The 21785-nt window shown below is 58.3% G+C and carries 22 protein-coding genes; 4 read left to right on the forward strand and 18 right to left on the reverse strand.

The features are described from left to right. Positions 1–11: 11 nt before the first annotated feature. The 4 genes from BLV81_RS04845 to BLV81_RS04860 form a co-directional block, all read right to left on the reverse strand. On the reverse strand, positions 12–674 hold the full coding sequence (locus BLV81_RS04845; protein ID WP_092353013.1) for a flagellar hook assembly protein FlgD: 663 nt from the start codon (positions 672–674) through the stop codon (positions 12–14). A 111-nt stretch (positions 675–785) separates the two neighbouring features. Beyond that, on the reverse strand, positions 786–1193 hold the full coding sequence (flgC, locus tag BLV81_RS04850; protein WP_092353392.1) for a flagellar basal body rod protein FlgC: 408 nt from the start codon (positions 1191–1193) through the stop codon (positions 786–788). A gap of 60 nt (positions 1194–1253) precedes the next feature. Then, positions 1254–1661: a flagellar basal body rod protein FlgB gene (flgB, locus tag BLV81_RS04855; protein WP_092353015.1), complete on the reverse strand. Its 408-nt coding sequence runs from the start codon at positions 1659–1661 to the stop codon at positions 1254–1256. A 130-nt stretch (positions 1662–1791) separates the two neighbouring features. Next, positions 1792–2061: a helix-turn-helix domain-containing protein gene (locus BLV81_RS04860; RefSeq protein WP_092353016.1), complete on the reverse strand. Its 270-nt coding sequence runs from the start codon at positions 2059–2061 to the stop codon at positions 1792–1794. A gap of 211 nt (positions 2062–2272) precedes the next feature. On the opposite strand from BLV81_RS04860, the gene flgA reads away from it, so the two are divergent. From flgA to BLV81_RS04875, 3 genes are all read left to right on the forward strand, one after another. Next, a complete protein-coding gene (flgA, locus tag BLV81_RS04865; protein ID WP_092353018.1) occupies positions 2273–3043 on the forward strand; it encodes a flagellar basal body P-ring formation chaperone FlgA in 771 nt (256 codons plus the stop codon). A 94-nt stretch (positions 3044–3137) separates the two neighbouring features. Then, the gene (gene flgM, locus BLV81_RS04870) at positions 3138–3482 is read left to right on the forward strand and encodes a flagellar biosynthesis anti-sigma factor FlgM (RefSeq protein WP_255364962.1); all 345 of its coding nucleotides are present in this window, start codon (positions 3138–3140) and stop codon (positions 3480–3482) included. Beyond that, positions 3479–3937, forward strand: coding sequence for a flagella synthesis protein FlgN (locus tag BLV81_RS04875; RefSeq protein WP_092353020.1), 459 nt, complete (start codon positions 3479–3481; stop codon positions 3935–3937). The genes flgM and BLV81_RS04875 overlap by 4 nt, the downstream gene beginning before the upstream one ends. 30 nt (positions 3938–3967) lie before the next feature. Here the strand turns inward: BLV81_RS04875 and BLV81_RS04880 are convergent, their stop codons facing one another. The 12 genes from BLV81_RS04880 to BLV81_RS04940 form a co-directional block, all read right to left on the reverse strand. Continuing rightward, the gene (locus BLV81_RS04880) at positions 3968–4543 is read right to left on the reverse strand and encodes a flagellar protein FlhE (RefSeq protein WP_092353022.1); all 576 of its coding nucleotides are present in this window, start codon (positions 4541–4543) and stop codon (positions 3968–3970) included. A gap of 1 nt (position 4544) precedes the next feature. After that, positions 4545–5288, reverse strand: a complete 744-nt coding sequence (locus BLV81_RS04885) for an RNA polymerase sigma factor FliA (RefSeq protein ID WP_092353024.1) — start codon at positions 5286–5288, stop codon at positions 4545–4547. A 68-nt stretch (positions 5289–5356) separates the two neighbouring features. Continuing rightward, complete coding sequence (locus BLV81_RS04890; RefSeq protein WP_176992753.1) at positions 5357–6271, reverse strand: P-loop NTPase family protein; 915 nt, start codon at positions 6269–6271, stop codon at positions 5357–5359. Continuing rightward, positions 6210–8660 (reverse strand): flagellar biosynthesis protein FlhF, encoded by a 2451-nt coding sequence (flhF, locus tag BLV81_RS04895; RefSeq protein WP_092353028.1) that lies wholly within the window; start codon positions 8658–8660, stop codon positions 6210–6212. Before flhF ends, BLV81_RS04890 begins: the two co-directional genes overlap by 62 nt. A 2-nt stretch (positions 8661–8662) precedes the next feature. Continuing rightward, on the reverse strand, positions 8663–10768 hold the full coding sequence (gene flhA, locus BLV81_RS04900) for a flagellar biosynthesis protein FlhA (protein ID WP_255364963.1): 2106 nt from the start codon (positions 10766–10768) through the stop codon (positions 8663–8665). Further along, positions 10765–11907, reverse strand: a complete 1143-nt coding sequence (gene flhB, locus BLV81_RS04905; RefSeq protein ID WP_092353030.1) for a flagellar biosynthesis protein FlhB — start codon at positions 11905–11907, stop codon at positions 10765–10767. The genes flhA and flhB overlap by 4 nt, the downstream gene beginning before the upstream one ends. Before the next feature lie 618 nt (positions 11908–12525). Further along, positions 12526–13164, reverse strand: coding sequence for a protein phosphatase CheZ (cheZ, locus tag BLV81_RS04915; RefSeq protein ID WP_092353034.1), 639 nt, complete (start codon positions 13162–13164; stop codon positions 12526–12528). 1 nt (position 13165) lies between these two features. Then, on the reverse strand, positions 13166–13564 hold the full coding sequence (cheY, locus tag BLV81_RS04920) for a chemotaxis response regulator CheY (RefSeq protein ID WP_092353036.1): 399 nt from the start codon (positions 13562–13564) through the stop codon (positions 13166–13168). Between the two features lie 133 nt (positions 13565–13697). Next, complete coding sequence (locus tag BLV81_RS04925; RefSeq protein ID WP_369823816.1) at positions 13698–14720, reverse strand: protein-glutamate methylesterase/protein-glutamine glutaminase; 1023 nt, start codon at positions 14718–14720, stop codon at positions 13698–13700. Between the two features lie 56 nt (positions 14721–14776). Further along, positions 14777–15466 (reverse strand): chemoreceptor glutamine deamidase CheD, encoded by a 690-nt coding sequence (gene cheD, locus BLV81_RS04930; protein WP_255364964.1) that lies wholly within the window; start codon positions 15464–15466, stop codon positions 14777–14779. After that, entirely contained in the window at positions 15463–16332 is an 870-nt protein-coding gene (locus BLV81_RS04935; RefSeq protein ID WP_092353040.1) for a CheR family methyltransferase, read from the reverse strand. Before BLV81_RS04935 ends, cheD begins: the two co-directional genes overlap by 4 nt. 193 nt (positions 16333–16525) lie before the next feature. Beyond that, positions 16526–18148 (reverse strand): methyl-accepting chemotaxis protein, encoded by a 1623-nt coding sequence (locus BLV81_RS04940; protein ID WP_092353042.1) that lies wholly within the window; start codon positions 18146–18148, stop codon positions 16526–16528. A 419-nt stretch (positions 18149–18567) separates the two neighbouring features. Between BLV81_RS04940 and BLV81_RS04945 the strand changes: the two genes are divergently transcribed. Beyond that, a complete protein-coding gene (locus tag BLV81_RS04945) occupies positions 18568–20529 on the forward strand; it encodes a methyl-accepting chemotaxis protein (protein ID WP_092353044.1) in 1962 nt (653 codons plus the stop codon). A gap of 120 nt (positions 20530–20649) precedes the next feature. Here BLV81_RS04945 and BLV81_RS04950 read toward each other — a convergent pair whose 3' ends face one another. Together BLV81_RS04950 and BLV81_RS04955 are read right to left on the reverse strand one after the other, a co-directional pair. After that, positions 20650–21075, reverse strand: coding sequence for an organic hydroperoxide resistance protein (locus BLV81_RS04950; protein ID WP_092353046.1), 426 nt, complete (start codon positions 21073–21075; stop codon positions 20650–20652). A gap of 198 nt (positions 21076–21273) precedes the next feature. Beyond that, complete coding sequence (locus BLV81_RS04955; protein WP_092353048.1) at positions 21274–21759, reverse strand: MarR family winged helix-turn-helix transcriptional regulator; 486 nt, start codon at positions 21757–21759, stop codon at positions 21274–21276. Positions 21760–21785 lie beyond the last annotated feature (26 nt).

A 21785-nucleotide genomic window follows, 5' to 3' on the forward strand; every position in this document is an offset into this window, starting at 1 on the left:
AAAAAAACGGTTTATAGAAATTGCTTAACGTCGCTCAATGCCGCCGTACCGGCCGCCCCCAGGTTCAATGTGACGCCGCTGGCTGTCTGCGCCACGCTCGCAACTTGCGAATACGTCAGCGTGTTGGCAGCAACTGCGCTGCCGCCAACGGCGGCGGCCACGCTGATCTTGTAGGCGCCATCGCCCATCGCGGTACCGGCATCGTTCTTGCCGTCCCATGACAAGGTCTTGGTGCCCTGAGGCAGCGCTCCCACGTCAATCGTACGTACCGTATTGCCGGCGGCGTCTGTAATGGTGACCTTGACCGTATCGGCAGCACCCTGCATGTCGAGCCCGAACGAAGTCGCCGCGCCGCCCGTGAGCGCGACATTGCTGCCCGGCGTCAATACCGTATGGCCTATCAGTGACGCCGCCTGCAGGGTCTGGCTGGCGCCGGTTTGCGCCACCAGTGAGTTCAGCGTGCCGTTCAGGTTTTCGATGCCGCTGACGGTGCTCATCTGCGCCAGCTGGGAAGTCAGTTCCGAGTTACTTAACGGATTCAGAGGATCCTGGTTATTCAATTGGGTAACCAGCAATTTGAGAAAGCGCTGCTCTTGATCCGAACTGCTGGAGGTAGCTCCCGCCAGCGCATTTGCGGCACTGGTATCCGTTGATGTGACGCCCGAAACTGCCATGGTGGTTCTCTCCTGATGCGGTATTACACCGCGAATTAGTCAATCAACTGAGTCAATCAATTGATTCTGAATTTAATGTCGCACTACCTGCTGCACTGCTTGCTGATCTGCCTACTGACCGATCGTCAGTGTTTTCAGCATCATGGTCTTGGCGGTATTGAGCACCTCCACGTTGGCTTGATACGAGCGAGAAGCTGAAATCATGTTGACCATTTCTTCCACCACATTGACGTTCGGCATGGTGACGTAACCGCTGGCATCGGCTAATGGATGCTTCGGGTTGTACACCATCCTCAGCGGCGACTGGTCTTCCACCACGCCCGCCACCTGCACGCCGCCGACAGCCGCGGACGAGTCTTGCTGATCGCCTGCCGCCACCGCAAACACCACCTGCTTGGCGCGATACGGCTGGCCGTCGGGGCCGGACACGCTATCGGCATTGGCCAGGTTGCTGGCGGTGACGTTCATGCGCTGCGACTGCGCGCTCATGGCGGAACCCGCAACGTCGAAAATATTCATGGAAACATTGGAAGCTGACATACCTGATTCCTTGGCTATGACGGAAAGCTCATTGAATGATCATTGCTGTATGGCTGACAGCAATGACTTGATTTGTGCGCCTATGACGGTCAGGCCGGATTCATAATGCACAGCGTTGTCGGTAAAATTGACGCGCTCCACATCCATCTCCACCGTGTTGCCGTCAATGCTGGATTGGGTTGGCACCCGATACAGCAAATCCGGATCGCTGGCGACTGTCGCTTCGCCCTGGATGTGACGGCCGGAGGTGGTTGCCATGCTGATCGACTGCGCCTGCCGGCCTTGCTCCATGGCTTGCGTCAGACTGCTGCTGAAATCGAAATCGCGCGCCTTGTAATTAGGCGTGTCGGCATGCGCGATATTCGACGACAGAACCTCTTGCCGGCGTGCCCGCAAATTCAGTGCTTCCTGCTGAAAGCGCAATGCCGCATCCAGTTTATCAACCATCTTGTACCTACCCTCAACAGACCTTTTGATGAAAGCGATTATAGGTAGCGGCGGCTGGAGGCAATCGCTGGAACAGGCGGCTGATTGGGCTTTAATTCAAGATTCAATATCCAGAATTAAAGACAGACCATCATCGTTTTGGATTGGGAAAATATCTGGCCACTTCATCGAAACTTAGCTGGTAGCCGGCGAGTACTCGCTTGATGGTCGAACCGCTGGGATCGATCACCCTGCCGGTCTCGAGCTTGCTCAACACCGGCACCGACAAACCGCAGCGCCGGTGCATTGCCGTCAACGACATTCTCTTGCCGTTCTCGCCCGTTTGCTTCAAACGCATCTGCCGCAGAAAGCCTGCCAGCGTAGCCGGGATTTCTTCATTGCATTCGCCCACATTCGCCATCGGATATCCTTAGTTTACAGAGCGCCGGCCGCCAGATATTTGCGCCGGCACGACAAATTTCCACAATTCATTATAGGTAGGGGATTTCAATCCAATGGCCCAAACAACACGTGAATCGCTACCCAGTTCGGCGCTTGGCGATGCCGGGCTATTGTCTAGAATCTGATAGCGGCTATTCGGCCGCGCTGGATTTTGAATAAGGAAGGTTTTTATGCGTGCAAATTTATGCCGGTGGCGTCGTTCTGCGCGCCGTTCTGTAAATCCGTGCTTGCACTTCCTGTACCTGCTTGTTGCCGCCGGCTTGAGCATCAGCAGCCATCCCGCATTCGCCAGGGCGACGGAACTAAGCGGCGGCGCCAAACCCGTGATTGAGCAGTTCCTGTTGACCCAGACCAGCGGCCTGCCGGGCAAAGTCAGCATCCGCATCGACACGCCCATGTCGGGCGCCCTGCCCGACTGCAATGCGCTCGAAGCTTTCCTGCCCAACGGCGCCCGGGTGTGGGGCCGCGTCTCGGTCGGCCTGCGCTGCAATGGCAACAACAGCGGCGACGGCCCCGCTACGCCATCGTGGACCCGCTATGTTCCCGCCTATGTGGCGGTAGAGGCGAATTATTATGTGGCCGGTCGCCCCATCAACGCCGGCGACACCTTGAGCGTTGCCGATATCCAGCTACGCCAGGGCGATCTCAGCGCCCTGCCGCGCGGCGTGATTACCAATCCGCAGCAAGCCAGCGGCATGGTGGCATCGAACCGGATTGCCTTGGGCGCACCGCTGCGGCTGGAACTGCTGCGCGGCGCAACTGTGATACAACAGGGACAAAATGTCAAAGTACAATCCCAGGGTTCCGGATTCGTAGTCAGCACCGAAGGACGGGCGATGACCAACGCCGCTGCCGGTGCGACTATCCAGGTCAAGACCCAGGCCGGCCAGACGCTGAGCGGCATGGTCCGGGCCGACGGCTCGGTGGAATTGCCGAATTAATATCAACTCTTGCAATAAACACTATTTTTGTCGTAACCCTAAACTTTCCGCAGCAGCTGCCGTTATACCGGACAGATCCCTTAGAGGAAACATCTTGAAAATCGATCAACCTGCAAAGCCGCTTAGTAGTGTGCCGAACCAAGCCAATGTGGCGTTCAACAAGGATAACGCGGCCCGTGCCGCATCCATTGACGCCGCGGCTACCGGCACCGCCAACAGCGCCAGTCCGCCTATGCCAGCCGCCCTGAATTCATTGTCTGCGCAAGTGCGCCAGCTGCAAACCCAGTTATTGCGACCCGGCGCCGGCGATTTCGATGCGGCCAAGGTGGCGCAAATCCGCCAGGCTATCAGCGAAGGCCGCTATCAGATCAATCCCGAAAAAATCGCCGACGGCTTGCTCGATACGGTGCGCGACCTGCTGGGCAAGAAACCATCATGAGCAGCGCCTTACTCAAGCATCTGAACCAGGAGCGCGCCATCATGGAGAGCTTTCTCAGCCTGCTGGATCAAGAGGCGGAGGCGCTGATCAAGAGCCGCTTTGAGGAATTGCCGCTGATTACTGAGCGTAAGGCTGAGTTGGCCGAACGTATCACCCGGCTTGAGCAGGAACGGGAACAGCGGCAACAAGCGGTCGGCTTTGCGCCAGGGCGAGAAGGCGGCGACGCCGTAGCTGCCGCCAGCGGCAGCGATGCGCAACAGGTTTGGCACGAGTTACTGAAAAGTGCTGCCCAGGCCCGCGACAACAATCATCGCAACGGCATCATGATCCATACCCATCTGGATTTTGTGCGGCGCTCCATCAATTACCTGCGTGCCCACGGGCAATCGCTGTATGGCGCGGATGGCATGCATAAGGTTGGGCTCGGCAACGGCCATAGCCTGGCATCGGGCTGAAGCGCCGCTCCGGGCCGGACTTGCGGGCTCCTATTCGTAGCTGACTATCACCTGGCTGGCCGATCCCTGCAACGCGGGGCTCAAGGGGTCTCGGCCGTCGATAACAAAAGCAAATACAAAATTCGAAAAGCCGTTGTCGCCTTCGAAAGCACCGGTGCTACCGCTAGCGCCGCCAAGGCCTATGCATCTGGCGTAATTGCATAAATAAGCATGGATGCCGGCAGGCGCCGCCGTCAGGAAGCTGTATTGCCATCCGACCCGGCGCGTTTTCGAAGTTGCATTGATCCCGCTGCCGAGCGGGGCAATCTGGGCCGATTGATAGCGTACGCCACGATGAAACATCGCTGGCGCAGAAGTTGAACTGCTCCAGGAACCGGCAACCCGGCCAGCTCCGCCTTCACTGGCGCCGCTGTCGATTCGTATGGCGCCGGGGCCGGCGGCCAAATTTCCATTACGCTCAAGATAAGTGCTCAGACTGATGGCCGCGGCGGGTCTGTCGCCGGCACAGACGCTTGCCGCCGGCAACACCAGCAAGCTGGCGGCCGCGGCGCATAAATTGCGCAGTAACGTTCGCGCCCTGGATGCGGCGCAAGTTGAGAGCGCCATCTCAGGCCAGCTCGCTCCGGCTGGCTTCGCTCAGACGCACCCGCAAGCGGCTGATGGCCTGGCTATGCAGCTGACAAACCCGCGACTGGCTGACTTCCAGCACGGCGCCGATTTCCCGCAAGTTCATCTCTTGCTCGTAATACAAACTGAGCAGCAACCTTTCGCGCTCAGGCATCAGTGCAATCGCTTCCACCAGCATGTGGCGCATGCCGCTATCCAGCATCCGCTGCAGCGGATCGTCAGCACCGCCGCGATCACCGTAGCCGTGCTGCCGGTCGAGAAAGGAATTTTCGTTGCCGCCGCCTTCGCAGTCTTCGTAATACACCAGCTGCGAACCATGAATTTCCTGCAGCAGATGCTGGTAGTCTTCCAAAGACAGCTGCATCGATACCGCGATTTCACGTTCGCTGGGCGAGCGTGACAGTTTCTGCTCCAATGCCTGCACCGCAGCATCCACTTTACGCGAGGACTGCCGCAAGCCACGCGACAGCCAGTCGTTGGCGCGCAGCTCGTCCAGCATCGCGCCTCGAATGCGCTGGCTGGCATAGGTTTCGAATTGCGCGCCCTGGTCATCCTGGTAACGATTGGCGGCGTCCAGCAAACCCAGCATGCCGGCCTGGATCATGTCGTCCAGTTCCACGCTGGCCGGCAATTTCGCAATCAGCTGTAAAGCCAGGCGTCGCACCAGCGGCGCGTACTTCGCCAACGTATCGGATTTATCGATTTTTCCCTGAGCGGTATACATGATGGTTTCCTCTTCCTGCCTTACTCACACAGTGTTCAGATTTCGGTTAACAACAATGCGCGATTTCATCAATGCGCCCGCGCGGTGGCGGCAGCCGTAGCGGCACCCGCAGTTTCAACTGCAGTTTCAACATTACGTGGCCATTGCAGCAGCTGCCCAGCGATGCGACGAAAATCGACCGCTGCAGCACTGGTCTGGAATGCCTCTACCACACTCAGCTTGAGGCCCTGGGCGCGCGCCAGATACGGATCCGCCGCCACGCAACCGGCCGATTCCAGCGCCAATCCCAGATAACGGCTGCCGGTGGCGGCCAGGTTATTCAGCACGCGCTGCGCTTCCGGCATGCCCGCCGCCTGATTGACCATGATTCTTAAGCGCTGCAGCGCGTGCGCATAATGCAACTGCTTGATGCAGGTGTAAGCCGCGGTAATCGATGCCGCCTGCGGCCGCAACACCACAATCACATCGTCGGCTTGCGCCGCCAAAGGCGACAAGGCGCCGCTTTCATCCAGGCGGGCGTCGATCAGGATCACCTGCCCTTGAAACACACTGCGCACCGCGGTCGCCGCCGCGGCCAAATCATTTCTGTACACGGGCAACAGCAACGCGCCACAGGCCATGCGCGATGCGGCAAGCGGCAGCGACATGCCGCCGGCGGCAACATCCGACCAGCTGCCCGCCGCAGCTCCCGCGCACATTGCAGTTGCCGAACGCGATCCGCTCTGCTCATCCAGCAACAACACCTCTTTTCCTTGCTGCACCAGAGCCGCAGCCAGGTTCAACGCGACACTGGTGACGCCAATCCGAGGACTGCTGCCGACCAATGCAATGACATGCGCTGCCTGCATGCCTGAATGCTGCGCCATCAGGTAGCGCAAACCGTCTGCCTGATCGCTGACCACCTTGTTCAAAGCAGCTCCCTCACCCTTGCAAGGCCGCTGTGCTGCTTGCCGCAGCCAGACCAGGTTCTGCGTCAAGCACATTGTCGACATCCAGCGCCAACGCATCCAATACTGCAATCAGCTTGCCAAATCCTTCAAACAGCGCCGCCGCCGAGGCGACAGTGACGGCACTGGAGCGTATCCGATGTCCCGCCAGCTGCGCCAACAGCGCGCGCGCCGCAACAGCCCAGCCGTCCGGCCTGTGCGCCAGCCGCCAGATGGTGGTGCCGACCTGCGCCGCCACCAGCAGCCGCTTCTGCATATGGCCGTCGCCCGGTTCGGTACAAGCATCGAGTTGCTGGATGGCCTGTTTGAGCAGCTTGTAATAAGGATCGGCGGCTTGTTTCCAGCAATACCATGCGGCAAGTTGCGATGCCGTCGCCGATGGTGCGACATTGCTCAGCAAATACCAGCTGGCGAGCAGCTTGCCGCTGTGTCGATCGACGATGCGCGTGGCCACGCAACGCAAATTGCACAGACATGCGCCGTGCAAGGTGTCGCCACGCAAATTGACCGCCACCTCCGCCAGCGTTTGCTGCGCCGGTTTGCCTTTGTAGACGATTGCCTCGGGAGCGCTGAAGACCAGCTGCGCAGCCAGTTTTGCGAGCGTTGTCCTGCCGCCGTTAGCCGTCACGCTGGTCGTGCCGCGCGCCCGCGCCAGCCACAGCAGGCCGTCAGCCTGCCAGGATTGAATCATGCCTGGCGCCGGCATCCTGTCGAGCAGATGCACCAGGGGCTTGCCGAAATCCTGCCGGCTAAGCCACGTCAGCTGGCGCTGCGCCGGAGTTGGCAAGGCGCCAGCTGCGTCGGCCGCCAGTGCGGTGGACAGCAATTGATGCGGCGCCGCCAGCGGCATGCCGTCGCGATCTGACAGCAACAAGCTGGATTGCAAAGTGTAGGCATCGCCGCTGCGGCTGGCCAGCAATTCAGTCTTGCCGCTGATTGCCAGCACATGGGCAGCGCAGGCAGTATTTATTTCTGTATTCGCCTGCACCAACAACTTGCGGCTTGCCTCTTGGCTGCCGACGCTGTCGTTTGCCAGGTCGCGCCACAATGCGCTGCTGGCCTCGAAACCGATCTGGCCGTCAGCCAGCGCAGCGGCATTGGCTGCCAGCTCTTCAGCGTCATGCGCCAAGACCCGGATCAGTTGCTGGCATTGACTGCGCAGACGCTCTGTGGTTGCGGCGGCGGCAGCCAGCTCGGTGTCGTTGCTCAATGCCGCCGGCAACTCGCCCAGATCGGCTTCGCCCGGCACGAACAGAGCACTCCGGCTTGCACTTTGGAAGACGCTGTCGACCAGCTCCGAGCGCTCGGCAATCATCAGGTTTTCCGGTACCTTCTGGCCGCAGGAGACGTAGTGCACCGGCAAGCGATGGCGTATCACGGTATCCAGCAACGCCCCGGGATGGGTTGCCTCGTCGGTTTTGGTAAAGATGCAACCTGCCAGCTGATTGCCGCCTGCGCCGTCTTTATAGGCGTGCACTACTTCGTTCAAGGTATCGCCATGACTGGCTGCATTCAGCAGCAGCAGGCGCTTGACCGGGCGCCCGGCGCCGCACAGCATGGCGACCTGGTCGGAGACGCTGCGATCGCGCTGGCTCTTGCCGACCGTATCGATCAATACCATGTGTTTATCGCGCAGGTCATCCAGCACCAGTCGCAAATCGGCCGCATCTTTTACTGCATGCACCGATACGCCAAGAATCTTGCCGTAGATGCGCAACTGTTCGAACGCACCTATCCGATAACTGTCGGTAGTCAGCAGCGCCAGCTTGTCGGCGCCGAAGCGCATGACGCAACGTGCCGCCAGCTTCGCGGTGGTGGTGGTTTTACCGACGCCGGTCGGTCCCATCAAGGCGTAGACGCCGCCGTTGTCCATCATGGCGTCTTCGTTTTCCATCAAAGGCAGATTGCGCGCCAGTTCGGCTTTGACCCAGGCCATGCCTGTAGCAAAATTCTGGCCGGTCGGCAGATGATCCAGCATCGCCTTCGCCAGGCTGGCGCTGAACCCGGCGCCCAGCAAGGTACGCAGCAGATGGCCGCGCACCGGATCGCGGCGCTGCTTGTCATTCCACACCAGGCCGGCCAACTGCTCTTCGATCATGCCGCGCATCGAATGAATCTCGCTGATGACGCTATCGTTGCTGATGGACGCAACCGTGCTTGGCGCCGGCTGCGCCGGTGCCGGTACTGATACAGATAATGCAGTCGCCGCTGCGGCAGGTACGACAGCCGCTGGCGGCGTCAAAGGGGTCTGCAGATCAACCGCCGTTTCCAGCATGGCGACGATTTCGGCGCCGGCTGCGGTCACCCGGTTGGAGACGATAATCGCATCCGCCCCCAGCCGCTCCCGTACCAGGCGCAGTGCTTCGCGGCTGGATGGGGCGACGATGGTGACGCGGTTCTCGATGTTGGCGGCGTTGTTATTCATGCTCAAGACTTGCCTCCGATGGTGGCCGTTACTTTGATGGTGCGGGTATCAGGAATTTCAGCGTGCGACAGCACCTTCAGCTGAGGCAAGCTGCGGCGTAAGAAGCGCGCCAGCAAGACGCGCAAAGGATGTTGCACCACCAGCACCGGCGACAAGCCGAATTGCTCCTGGCGCGCGATGGCCGCCTGGGTCTGCGTCAACAGGCTGTCGGCCAGGCCCGGCTCCAGGCCGCTGCCGTTGGTCAGCGCCTGCAACAGGACCCGGTCAAGCGAATTGTCGAGACCGATCACCTGCAATTCGCCGCTACCTGGGAATAGTTGTTGCGTGATGGCCCGTCCCAGCGCCAGCCGCACCAGCGATGTCAACTCGTTGGCGTCGCTGACGGTGGCGCCGTGCTCCAGCAGCACATCAAGAATAGTGCGCATGTCGCGGATCGAAACACTTTCATCCAGCAGGTTTTGCAATACTTTCTGCAAGGTGGTCAGCGACAACATCTTCGGCACCAGGTCCTCGATCAGTTTCGGCGCGTCCTTGCCTACCCTGTCCAGCAGTTGCTGCACTTCCTGCCGCCCCAGCAGCTCGGACGAATGGGCATGGATCAGATGGTTCAGATGGGTGGCGATCACGGTGCTGGCGTCGACCACGGTATAGCCGTAGATCTGAGCCTGTTCCCGCATATGGGTTTCGATCCAGACCGCCGGCAGGCCAAATGCCGGATCGACTGTCTGGGTACCTGGCAACGTAGCGCTGACCTGCCCCGGATTGATCGCCATCCATTGCCCCGGCCACGCTTCGCCTTGCGCGATCTGCACGCCTTTGAGGGTGATCACATAGGTGTTCGGCTTGAGTTCGAGGTTGTCGCGGATATGCACTACCGGCACCAGGAAACCGATGTCCTGGGCAAATTTCTTGCGTATGCTCTTGATGCGTCCGAGCAGCTCGCCGTTCTGGCTGCGGTCCACCAATGAAATCAAGCGATAGCCGACTTCCAGCCCTAGCGGATCGACCAGCGCCACGTCATCCCAGCTGGCGTCGGCTGGTTCCGCTGCAGCGGCAGACGGCGGCGGCGCCTTGGCCGCATAGTCGGCTGCAGCAGTACGTTGCAGCAAACGGCGGCCGAGATAGACCAGGCCGCCAGAGATAATCAGGAACGCCACGTGCGGCATGCCCGGCACCAGTCCCATCAGGCCGATAATACCTGCGGTCAGGAACAGCACTTGCGGATTGGAAAACAACTGCCCCATCAGCTGCTGGCCGACATCCTCGTCGGTAGTCACGCGCGAAACGATCACGCCGGCGGCAGTGGAGATCACCAGCGCCGGAATCTGCGCCACCAGGCCGTCGCCAATGGTCAGCAGGGTGTAATTCTTGGCCGCCACCGAAATATCCAGACCATGCTGAGCGACGCCGACGATGAGGCCGCCGACCACATTGATCACCATGATCAGCAAACCTGCCACCGCATCGCCGCGCACGAACTTGCTGGCGCCGTCCATGGAGCCGTAGAAATCCGCTTCCTGGGCGACTTCGGCGCGGCGTTTGCGCGCCACGTCTTCACCGATCAGACCGGCGTTCAAATCGGCATCGATCGCCATCTGCTTGCCTGGCATCGCATCCAGCGTAAAGCGCGCGCCGACTTCGGCAATCCGTCCGGCGCCCTTGGTAATGACCATGAAATTGATCACCACCAGAATCACAAAAACCACGATACCCACGGCGAAATTGCCGCCCACCAGGAAGTGGCCGAAGGCTTCGATCACTTTGCCCGCGGCATCCGGTCCGGTATGGCCTTCCAGCAGCACCACGCGGGTGGAAGCCACATTGAGCGACAAGCGCAGCAAGGTAGAAAACAGCAAGACCGCAGGGAAGGCGGCGAAATCCAGCGCTTTCATGGTGTACATGCTGACCAGCAGCACCATCACCGACAGCGCGATATTGAAAGTGAACAGCAAATCGAGCAGGAATGGCGGCAAGGGCAGGATCATCATGCCGAGAATCATGATGATCAGCACCGGACCCGCCATGCCCTTGACGCTGTTGCCTGCCAACAGCGCCGCTCCTAAGCGTGGCAAGGCGCTGAATGAGAAATCTGAACCTGCGGGCTTCATGCCGGGCTCCCTAAGATGTCAAGTGAATCGGGAACCGGTAAATCAGCCGGCGTGCGTGGTGCTATGCCGCCTTCGCTGCGCCAGCGCTGCAATTGGTAGACCCAGGCCAGCACTTCGGCCACCGCGGTATACAGGGCGGCCGGGATTTCCTCGCCCAGGTTGGTATGGCGATATAACGCCCGGGTCAAGGGTGGCGCTTCCAGCATGGGAATCTTGTGTTCGGCGCCGATTGCGCGAATCCGCAATGCCACCAGGTCGGCGCCTTTGGCAACCACCCGGGGCGCGCGCATTTCTTTATCGCTGTATTTGAGGGCGACCGCAAAGTGGGTCGGATTGGTGACTACTACGTCGGCAGTGGCGACTTCAGCCATCATGCGACGGCGCGCCATCTGCTGTTGCTGGCGGCGAATCTGGCTTTTGACATGCGGATCGCCTTCGCTTTCCTTGTGCTCCTGCTTCAATTCTTCGCGCGTCATGCGCAGCTTGCGGTAAAAACTCCACAGCTGATATGGCACGTCGATGGCTGCCACCAGCAACAGCGACGCGATGATCAAGCTGCAGCAATTGGCCACCAGCCGTACCGTGTGCGCCAAAGCGCCATGTACCGGCTCGCTCAGCAGGCCGAGCAGATTGTCCAGGTTATGGGAAATGACCCAATAGCCGATACCGCCGACCAGTACCGATTTGGTGCACGCTTTGAATAGCTCGGCCAGGGATTGGCTGGAGAAAATGCGGCCGATGCCTGCTACGGGGTTGAGCTTTGAAAATTTCGGCGCCATCGCGTCCGGCGAAAACAGCCAGCCGCCCAGCATCACCGGTGCTGTCAGGGCGGCCAATGCCAGCATGCCAAGCAAGGGCAGCAGGGCTTGCAGCGCTTCCTGTCCGGCAGCGGCAGCCTGGGTCAGCATGTAAGAAGAATCGAAAGCGGCGGCACGCTTGAATTGCATGCCATTTCGCAAGGCGTGGCCGATGTGTTCCGCCATCGGCACGGCGGTCAGCCATAGACCGCCGATGCCGGTGCTCAGCATGACGAAGGTGCTCAACTCGCGTGAACGCGCAGCCTGGCCTTCTTCACGCGCCTTTTCCAGACGTCGTGGAGAACCGGGTTCCGTTTTTTCGAGATCGCTTTCTTCCGCCATGCATGCTCCGTACCAGAAGGGACGAATTGCGCCCTATCAATGTGGATTATTGATGCAAGCGGGGTGATGCAATCGGCCAAACAAGGCGGGGATCGGCATGTTGCTCGGGCAATCGATGGAAACTGCCAGCATAGGCGCCACCAAATGCGCAGTTAAATGGGGTCGGAGTTTTTTTTCGCGCGCCCTTTGCGAAAATTACTCTGACCCCATTTAACGGGCCACGGAGTGAGTGCCGTTGCATGCGACGAAATTTCATCGTTACTTAAAACGTTCGCTACTCCGTGGATGCATGCCGGGGGTAGCCCGGCAGCTACTCACTTTCTTTGCTTCGCCAAAGAAAGTAAGCAAAGAAAGGCGACCGCAAAGCCGTTGCCTTCCCTTCGGTCAGGTCCCCAAATGTAGCGGGTGTCAGTCGGGTGGGGAAACCAACTCGCTTCGCTCAAACATGTTCCCCCACAATTCCCGACTGACACCCGCCACATTTGGCAACGTCTCAATGCGGAATTCACATCAAAAGCAACTACAACTACAACTACAACTACAACTACAACTACAACTACAACTTCAACAGCCTTGTTACCACGACGGTCCGTGATTGTTATTCAATCTGTTCGATCTCTAAAACCCCAGACTGGACAACAAATCATCAACCTGCCCCTGATCGGACACCGCGTCGGGATTCTCTTCCGCCTTCATCTGCGGGCCATTCAGCAAGCCGTTGCTGTCGCTACGCTTTTCCAGCGGCGTGTTGTCGATCAACACCTGTAGCAACTGCTTCTCCATCTCGTGCACGACTTCCATCATTTTCTTGATGACCTGCCCGGTCAGATCCTGAAAGTCCTGCGCCATCATGATTTCCATCAGTTGTGCATTGATGGCCGAGGCTTGCTGCGGTACGTCTTTCAGATAAGTACGGGTATCCAGCACCAGTACTCGCGCATCGTCCAGCTCTACCGGGCTGACAAACCATTCGTCCCAGCGTTGATTGAGCGCCTTGGCTTGCTTGCTTAGTTTTTCCTGGATCGGCTGGGCAACGTCAATCGCGTTAAGGGCTCTTTCAGCCGCGCGCTCGGTCATCGCCGCCACGTAATTCAAACGGTCGCGGGCATCTGGAATCGCCTGCGCTGCCTTGGCGATTTCCTGGTCCAAGCCTAGCTCCCGCATGCTCTCGCGCAGCAGGCGCGTCAAGTGCCCGATGCGGTTGACCAGCTGCTCGGCAGAATCTCCGGCGGAGGGCATCTGTATGGCGACGCTCATATCAGGCACTCTCTTTCGCAATTTTTTCGAATATCTTCGTGATCTTCTCCTCCAGAGTAGCCGCAGTAAAGGGCTTGACCACATAACCGTTGGCGCCGGCCTGGGCGGCGGCGATGATGTTTTCCTTTTTGGCTTCCGCAGTCACCATCAGCACCGGCAGCTTGGCCAGGACGGGATCGGCACGTATCGATTGCAACATGGTCAGGCCGTCCATATTCGGCATATTCCAGTCCGATACGACAAAGCCGAAATTGCCATCCTTGAGCTTGGCCAGTCCCGCTGCGCCGTCTTCGGCTTCGTCGACATTGACGAAATCGAGCTCCTTCAAGAGATTTCGTACAATCCGCCGCATGGTAGGAAAATCGTCCACGACCAGAATTTTGATACTTTTATCAACCATGATTACTCCGCACTAGATACTCCACACTAAAAACAAGACCTGCCAGCAATTGAAATTTGAACGAATTCCTGACGCTCTTTCCGTATAACGTCACAAATGCCCAAAAAAAACAGCTTGGGCTTGCTCGCCCCCCTCATACCCGGTTGGAGCGCTCTCCGTACGACATCAGACGCGCCATCAGGCGCTGGCTCATCTCATCGATTCCAGCCACCTCGTTAGCCGCGCCCATGGCAATCGCTTCGCGCGGCATGCCGAATACGACACAGCTGGCTTCGTCTTGCGCCAGGGTGTAGGCGCCGGCCTGGCGCATGCGCAGCAAACCGGCCGCACCGTCACGCCCCATGCCGGTCAGGATCATGCCGATGGCGTTTTTGCCAGCGTGTTTGGCTACCGAATCGAACAGCACATCGATCGACGGCCGATGGCGATTGACCGGCGCTTCCTGGTCCAGATGGGCAATATAGTTGGCGCCGCTGCGCGCCAGCGACAGATGAAAGCCGCCGGGTGCGATGTAGGCATGGCCAGGCAACACCCGCTCGCCGTGTTCGGCTTCCTTGACGGTGATGCGGCACAAACCGTCCAGGCGCTGCGCAAAGGAACGGGTAAAGCCGGGCGGCATATGCTGCGCGATCATGATGCCGGGACTATCCGGCGGCAGCGGCTGCAATACTTCCCGGATCGCTTCGGTACCGCCGGTGGAGGCGCCGATGATGATCAATTTTTCAGTACTCAGTAATGGACTGCGCAGCATCGGCGTCAATCCTGCACCCGCAGTTGCATCAGGGCCAGGCCGGCGTGCCGACTGCAGGCGGGCGCGGGCGGCGGCCCGGATCTTGTCGGCAATCAGGTCGGTATATTCCAGCAAGCCTTCGCGTATGCCGAGGCGCGGCTTGGTGACGAAATCGACCGCTCCCAGCTCCAGCGCCCGCAGCGTAATTTCTGAACCGCGCTCAGTCAGAGAGGACACCATCAGCACCGGCATCGGCCGCAGCCGCATCAATTTCTCCAGGAAATCCAGACCGTCCATGCGCGGCATTTCGACGTCCAGCGTCAGCACATCCGGATTCAACTGCTTGATCAGATCCCGCGCCACCAGGGGATCGGGTGCGGTCGCCACCACCGTCATGTCCGGCTGGCTATTGATGATCTCGGTCATCAAGCTGCGTATCAACGCTGAATCGTCCACGCACAGTACTTTGATTTTTTTATCGTTCACGCGCTGCTCCCACCTTGTAGTACGATCTTCTTACGGGTCGCCGCACGATTAGCCGTACGAATCGTCGTATCAAATAATTCAACTTTGCTGCGCACCGGCTGTTGCGCCAGAGTCTGCACCAATTGCTGCTCGTCACGCTGTATCTGCTCGGCGTCGTTGATGCGATGCAGCTTGCGCACCATGACCTTGCCGCTTTTCGGGAAATAGCTGATCCGCCGCGGCAGATTGCCGCGCAAATCCTGGGCCGCCACCCGCACCTGTTCCATCTGCAAATAGCGCAATACAAAATCGGCATTGCGATCGCCGATATTCAGCATCGTCATATTGGCCAGCACCGCGCCGCCGCCGAATACCTTGGCTTCCAGCCGTTCGCGGCGCGCGCCTGCCTTGAGCAACTCGTTCAGCAACATCTCCATGGCATAAGCACCGTAGCGCATGGAGGCGGCGATGTTGCTGCCGCTGTTGGCGCAACTGCCGTCGTCCGGCAGCATGAAGTGATTCATGCCGCCGATGCCGGCAGTACTATCGCGCACGCAGGCAGACACGCAGGAACCGAGTACGGTGCTCAGCACCATGTCTTCCGGCGTGACGTAATACTCGTTCGGCAACAGCTTGACCGCCGCGATATCGAACTCGCGATCGAAATAATGGTGCGTCGCCACCGACTCTTCCGCCGCCGAAATCATGTGCTGTCCTTGATTTGCCTGGCATCCAGCTCATACACGGTCTGGCCGCGCAGCCGGAACGGCTGCTGGGCAGAGGAAAAATTCTCGGAATGTCCGGCAAATAACAAGCCATGCGCTTTCATCAAGGGCGCAAACCGCTGCAGGATTTTGTTCTGTGTCGGCTTGTCGAAATAGATCATCACGTTGCGGCAGAAGATGGCGTCGAACTGCTCGTTCAGTCCCCACCGCGCATCCAGCAGATTGAGCTGGCTGAATTTCACCATGGCGGCCACTTCCGGCCGTATCCGCACCTGCCCGGCACGGGCGCCGCTGCCCTTCAGGAAGAAACGCTTGAGGCGTTCCAGCGGCAGTTTGCTGACCTGTTCCATGGTGTAGACACCGGTCGCGGCTTTTTCCAGGACCTGGGTATCGATGTCGGTCGCGATGATGCTGGCGCCACTGGCGCGACTGCCCAGCGCTTCGATCAGGGTCATCGCGATCGAGTACGGTTCTTCCCCGGTGGAAGCGGCAGAACACCAGACTGTCACCGGTGTTGTGCAATTTTTCATATGCTCGGCCAGCAACGGGAAATGATGCGCCTCGCGAAAAAAAGCCGTCAGATTAGTCGTCAAGGCATTGGTGAAGGATTGCCATTCGGCGCTGTCTTTCTCTGATTCCAGCAAGGCCAGATACGAGGTGAAGTCGCTCATGCCGAGTTCACGCAGGCGGCGCGACAGGCGGCTGTAGACCATCTCACGCTTCTGCTCCCCCAATGCAATGCCGGCGCGCTGGTGAATCAACGCGCGCACGCGGGAGAAATCGCTATCGGTCAGCAAAAAATCCCGTGCTGGGGTAGCAATCTGACGGGCTGTCTGCTTGATGGTCATTCAATAAGCCTTAACATGTAACATTTATGAGACGGATGGTTAAAATATCTGCCAGTCGTCATCGGCTGAAAACGGTGCATGGGCCCGTATTGCACTATAAGCACGACGGCAGCATGGCGATGCGGCGAACAACGACCCGAAACACCGTTTTCTCCAGCCATGAGCGCATGCCGCACAAAAACGTCATCTACGGCTACGCAGCTGCCCGGCGCAACATTTGCGTTTGGGGGGTGATATCGATCACTCTCTTTGTTTGCGCCGCGATCTGCGCCCGCTCCAGCTTGAAGCCGCCTACTACTTCAGCCAGCGCGCCGGCCTGGTCTTGCAAGCTGGCTGCAGCTGCAGCCGCTTCTTCCACCAAGGCGGCGTTTTGCTGGGTCACCTGGTCCATCTGGCTGATGGCCTGGTTGATCTGGTCGATACCTGCGGTCTGTTCCTGGCTGGCGGCGGTGATCTCACCCATGATGTCGGTCACGCGACGGACGCTGGCGACGATTTCATCCATGGTGCTGCCGGCTTGATCCACCAGACGCGAGCCGATGCCGACTTTTTCCACCGAATCGTCGATCAGGGATTTGATTTCCTTGGCGGCGGCGGCCGAACGTTGCGCCAGATTGCGTACCTCTGCGGCTACCACCGCAAAGCCGCGGCCTTGCTCGCCGGCCCTTGCAGCCTCGACAGCGGCGTTCAAGGCCAGGATATTGGTTTGAAATGCGATGCCGTCGATCACGCCGATAATGTCGACGATCTTCTTCGATGAGGTATTGATGGCGCCCATGGTGCTGACCACCTGCGTCACTACCGTGCCGCCATGGATCGCCACTTCCGACGCGGACACCGCCAGTTGGTTGGCCTGGCTGGCGTTGTCGGCATTTTGCTTGACGGTCGAGGTCAGCTGCTCCATCGAAGCAGCGGTTTCTTCGAGCGAACTGGCTTGCTCTTCAGTGCGCTGCGACAGGTTTTGATTGCCCGCTGCAATCTGGCTGGAAGCCGTTGCAATCGTGTCGGTACCGCTGCGTACTTCGCCAACGATCTTTTGCAAGCCGTCGTTCATGTCTTTCAGTGCTTGCATCAGCTGCCCGGTCTCATCCTTCGACCTGACTTCGATGTCGGCCGTCAGATCGCCAGCAGCAACGCGGCGCGCCACTTCGACGGCAAAACCCAGGGGTTGCGCAACTATTCGTGCAATCCATAGCGCCAACGCAAAGCCCAGCACCACCATGCCTATCATCAGGCCGACCGTCCAGATCCTGGCTTTGTTATAGATGGCTTCACCATTTTTTGCAGCGCTGGCGCTGCCATCGGTATTGATTTTTACCAATTGCTCAACCTGCTTATCCAGCTCTACGATGGCGGCCAGGGAATCGCCGCGTATCTCTTTTATCGCATCATCTTTTCTGAACGCACGCGAGACTTCGACGATCTTCTTGTCGATCTCCAGATACGCCGGGATTTTTTCTTTTAACTGATCGTACACAGCACGCTCCTGCTCCGTCACCATGGGCGCGTATTCGCTCATGTTCTTTTGCAGCTCGCCTTTGATATCGCTGATGAACTGGGCGCTCTTGTCCATATCCGCCACATCGTTCGACATCACGTGCTGCATCTCGATATTGCGCAGCAGCGCCAGCTTGCTCTTTATGGTGAGCAGCACCCGCACGCTCGGCAGCCAATTGGTATTGATGTCGATGGTAGTGGCGTTGACCTGCCCAAGCTGTGCAATGGAGGTCACGCCCAGCACCAGGGTCAGCATCAGTATCAAAGCGAACGACAGCAGAAGTTTGGTTGCAATTTTCAAGTTATAGAACCAGGTCATGATTTTCTTTTCAGATGGGGGTTTCGATTACACGCAAGAACATTTGGGACACGGTCGGCAAGGCAGGACTTGAATTCGCCAGAGATTCGGGATTCCAGCAGCATGTTCACGCCTCATATCCGGACGCCACATTCAGACTTCATATTCGCTTTCCTGATCGTGTTAACGGCAGTCATCGCCGTTTCTTAAGGGTTAAAGAAATCGCAGTTTCGCTTCGACCGCTTGGCCACTTATCCGTCGCACTACGGCTAGCCCCTTCAGCTTTAGCAATAGTTGTCGTTATTAACTTTGATTTCCAGGAATTTGACCGGATGCTGTGCGCTGGTCGCCCAGCCGTAACCAACCGGCTCTGTCACGGTTGGTGTTAATCGGATCAGCACAAAAACTGCCAATTCATCTAAAAATAAAAAGGATAGTCAATGAGTAACAAATTCTTCAGTAACCTCAATGTAGGCATCAAGCTCAGCCTGTTTACCTTTTTACTGGTCGCCTTGATTTTCCTGGTCTATGGCTGGGCCAGCGCCCGCTCTGCTTCAGAGCTGCTGGAGCAGCGCGGGGCGCGCGATATTTCCGGCAGGACCAGCACCATGATCCAGATGCTGGACACATTCGATGCCAGCCATAAAAGCGAAGCCGATCGTTTCTCACTTTTGCTGGCGAGTTATTTTCCCGAAAAGTTTTCGATCGACAATGGCAAGACTGTCGACGTCGCGCGCAAGTCGATACTGGTGCTGAAGAACGGCAACAACATCATCAACATGAATTTTTCCATCGCCGACAGCTTTACCGCTGCGAGCGGGGCGGTAGCGACGGTTTTTATTAAAAACGGCGACGACTTCATCCGGATCTCGACCTCTCTCAAGAAGGAAAACGGCGAGCGCGCCATCGGCACCGTACTCGACCATGGCCATCCCGGATACGCGCGCCTGCAAAGCGGTCTGTCGTATATCGGCCGCGCTACTTTGTTCGGCAAGGAGTACATGACGGCCTACAACCCGGTTAAGGATGAAGCCGGCAATATCGTCGGCGCGCTGTTTGTCGGAGTGGATATCGGCAGCGATATAGAAACTCTGAAAGCACGCATCCGCTCGGTCAAATTGGGCGATACCGGTTATTTCTACGTACTCAACGCCAATCAGGGCAAAGACCTGGGCAAGCTGCTGATTGCGCCGGTCGACGAAGATAAAAACATACTGGCGCTCAAGGATGCCGACGGCCGCGAATTTATCAGGGAAATCCTGGAACGCAAGGAAGGTAGCACGCGCTACACCTTGCAGGAAGGTGCGGTCAAGGGTTCGGAAAAAGTCGCTGCCTTCGCCTTGTACAAGAACTGGAACTGGCTGATTGTCGGTAATGAAGACACCACCGAATTAACTCGGGAGATCACTACACTACGCAATCGCAACGCAGTATTCGGACTGGCTGCAGTATTGATCATGATCGCGGCGCTATATTGGCTGATCCGTATCAACATCAGCCAGCCGCTGGAAAGAGTCAAGCAGGCTGCGCAACTGCTGGCGACGGGTGATCTGTCCGTCATATTATCAAGCGATCGGGGCGACGAAATCGGTCAGCTGGAACAAGCTATCAACGGCATCAGCCAGGGCTTGACCGGCGTCATCGGCAATGTCCGGCGAGGCACCGGCGAGATGGCGCGCGCCTCGCAAGAAATCGCTGAGGGCAATGCCAATCTGTCGGCCCGCACCGAATCGCAAGCCAGTTCGCTGGAGCAAACCGGCAGCTCGCTGGAACAACTCACGGCTGCGGTAAAGCATAGCGCCGACAGTGCCCAGCACGCCAACCAGCTGGTCATCACTGCATCGGGACAGGCGCTTGAGGGCGGCCAGGCTGTCGGCCAGGTGGTGGCCACCATGAGCGCAATCAAGGATAGCTCGGCCAAAATCCACGACATCATCGGCGTGATTGACGGTATCGCCTTCCAGACCAATATTCTGGCGCTCAATGCCGCAGTCGAAGCCGCACGGGCTGGTGAACAAGGCCGCGGTTTTGCCGTAGTTGCGGCGGAAGTGCGTAACCTGGCCCAGCGCTCGGCCGCTGCCGCCAGGGAAATCAAAGGCTTGATCAGCGCATCGGTGGAACAGGTTGATGCCGGCGGCAAGCTCGCGGATGCGGCAGGTCAGACCATGCAGGGCATAGTCGCCGCAGTCAAGCGAGTGGCTGACATCATGCATGAAATTACCGCCGCGACAAGAGAACAAAGCAGCGGCATCGAAGAGATCAACCGGGCCATGGGGCACATTGACGATATTACCCAGCAAAATGCCGCGTTGGTCGAACAAGCTGCAGCGGCGGCTCAAAGTCTGCAGGACCAGGCGGCCCAACTAGCGCAGACCGCCGCTGTTTTCAAGCTCAGCAGGTAAGGTGGGCATGGGAGCTCACCCTACTTCTAAATATGATGACAAAAAAGCCTGGCAAGCCAGGCTGGGGAACTGAGGCATGCCTTCCGCCTCTATCGCTGCATCAGAAGTGTTATGTCGGAATTACACCAAAGTCAGGGTAACGTCGACGTTGCCGCGCGTGGCGTTGGAATATGGGCAAACCTTGTGCGCCTTGTCGACCAACGCTTCAGCTGCGCCGGCATCCATGCCAGGCAAGGAGATTTGCAACTCTACTGCAATGCCAAAACCGCCAGGAATCACGCCGATGCCAACCAGGCCGGTAATCGCCACGTCGGCAGGCAAGGTGATTTTTTCTTGCGCGGCGACGAATTTCATTGCGCCGATGAAGCATGCAGAATAGCCGGCGGCAAACAATTGTTCAGGATTGGTGCCGACACCGCCGGCGCCGCCCAATTCTTTCGGCGTCGTCAATTTGACGTCCAGCACATTGTCGGACGAGACAGCACGGCCGTCACGGCCGCCGGTTGCTGTGGCTTGCGCTGTATACAAGATATTTTCAACTGACATGATTGTTTCCTTTATTGGCCGTTCGGGAAATCCTTTGGATCAAACCAGTCGGCCGTACTGACGATCCGGATCAAAAGATACAACATCAACATGACGCAAGAATGAAACTCACATAAAAGCGCCACATAAAAGCACTACAAAATCACACAATTATATTGCTCACAATTTATAACGAATAGACAACCGAGCCGTCCATCTTCAAGCAAGATTGCCGGCCATCGCAGCACGCAACCGCTGCAGCTCCTTGGTCAGGGCATGCAATTCATCCAGCGAGCATTCGACACTGCAGCTCACCTGCTGCGGTATCGCCCTTGCCTGCTGGCGCAGATTTTTACCCGCGGCAGTCAGGCTGACGATCACCTGGCGCTCATCGTGGGACGCACGCTGGCGGCGTAAAAATCCGCTGCTTTCCAGGCGCTTGAGCAGCGGCGTCAGTGTGCCGGAATCCAGATACAGACGCTCGCCCAAGGCCGACACGGTAAGTTCATCGCGCTCCCACAAGGTCAGCAACACCAGGTACTGCGGATAAGTCAGGCCCAGTTTCTGCAACAGCGGCTTGTAAATCTTGGTCATGGTCAGCGATGCCGAATACAACGCGAAGCACAACTGATTATCCAGCAACAGGCTTTCCGGCCCGAATAACTCGGACGGGATGCTTGCGCTTGGCTGTTTGCTGGTTTCCATGGCTTGAATATTACATAGTTCAAAAT

The organism is Collimonas sp. OK242, from assembly GCF_900107095.1.
Lineage (GTDB): Bacteria > Pseudomonadota > Gammaproteobacteria > Burkholderiales > Burkholderiaceae_D > Collimonas.

Excerpts from the sequence above, each read along its gene's own strand:
- BLV81_RS04945 (WP_092353044.1), top strand. The coding sequence starts at position 18,568 with ATGAGTAACAAATTCTTCAGTAACCTCAATGTAGGCATCAAGCTCAGC.
- BLV81_RS04860 (WP_092353016.1), bottom strand. The coding sequence starts at position 2,061 with ATGGCGAATGTGGGCGAATGCAATGAAGAAATCCCGGCTACGCTGGCA.
- BLV81_RS04885 (WP_092353024.1), bottom strand. The coding sequence starts at position 5,288 with ATGTATACCGCTCAGGGAAAAATCGATAAATCCGATACGTTGGCGAAG.
- BLV81_RS04925 (WP_369823816.1), bottom strand. The coding sequence starts at position 14,720 with ATGACCGAGATCATCAATAGCCAGCCGGACATGACGGTGGTGGCGACC.
- BLV81_RS04940 (WP_092353042.1), bottom strand. The coding sequence starts at position 18,148 with ATGACCTGGTTCTATAACTTGAAAATTGCAACCAAACTTCTGCTGTCG.
- BLV81_RS04880 (WP_092353022.1), bottom strand. The coding sequence starts at position 4,543 with ATGGCGCTCTCAACTTGCGCCGCATCCAGGGCGCGAACGTTACTGCGC.
- BLV81_RS04845 (WP_092353013.1), bottom strand. The coding sequence starts at position 674 with ATGGCAGTTTCGGGCGTCACATCAACGGATACCAGTGCCGCAAATGCG.
- flgA (WP_092353018.1), top strand. The coding sequence starts at position 2,273 with ATGCGTGCAAATTTATGCCGGTGGCGTCGTTCTGCGCGCCGTTCTGTA.
- cheD (WP_255364964.1), bottom strand. The coding sequence starts at position 15,466 with ATGATTTCGGCGGCGGAAGAGTCGGTGGCGACGCACCATTATTTCGAT.
- flhB (WP_092353030.1), bottom strand. The coding sequence starts at position 11,907 with ATGGCGGAAGAAAGCGATCTCGAAAAAACGGAACCCGGTTCTCCACGA.
- BLV81_RS04890 (WP_176992753.1), bottom strand. The coding sequence starts at position 6,271 with ATGTGCTTGACGCAGAACCTGGTCTGGCTGCGGCAAGCAGCACAGCGG.
- BLV81_RS04935 (WP_092353040.1), bottom strand. The coding sequence starts at position 16,332 with ATGACCATCAAGCAGACAGCCCGTCAGATTGCTACCCCAGCACGGGAT.
- flhA (WP_255364963.1), bottom strand. The coding sequence starts at position 10,768 with ATGAAGCCCGCAGGTTCAGATTTCTCATTCAGCGCCTTGCCACGCTTA.
- flhF (WP_092353028.1), bottom strand. The coding sequence starts at position 8,660 with ATGAATAACAACGCCGCCAACATCGAGAACCGCGTCACCATCGTCGCC.
- cheZ (WP_092353034.1), bottom strand. The coding sequence starts at position 13,164 with ATGAGCGTCGCCATACAGATGCCCTCCGCCGGAGATTCTGCCGAGCAG.
- BLV81_RS04875 (WP_092353020.1), top strand. The coding sequence starts at position 3,479 with ATGAGCAGCGCCTTACTCAAGCATCTGAACCAGGAGCGCGCCATCATG.
- BLV81_RS04955 (WP_092353048.1), bottom strand. The coding sequence starts at position 21,759 with ATGGAAACCAGCAAACAGCCAAGCGCAAGCATCCCGTCCGAGTTATTC.
- cheY (WP_092353036.1), bottom strand. The coding sequence starts at position 13,564 with ATGGTTGATAAAAGTATCAAAATTCTGGTCGTGGACGATTTTCCTACC.
- flgB (WP_092353015.1), bottom strand. The coding sequence starts at position 1,661 with ATGGTTGATAAACTGGATGCGGCATTGCGCTTTCAGCAGGAAGCACTG.
- BLV81_RS04950 (WP_092353046.1), bottom strand. The coding sequence starts at position 21,075 with ATGTCAGTTGAAAATATCTTGTATACAGCGCAAGCCACAGCAACCGGC.
- flgC (WP_092353392.1), bottom strand. The coding sequence starts at position 1,193 with ATGAATATTTTCGACGTTGCGGGTTCCGCCATGAGCGCGCAGTCGCAG.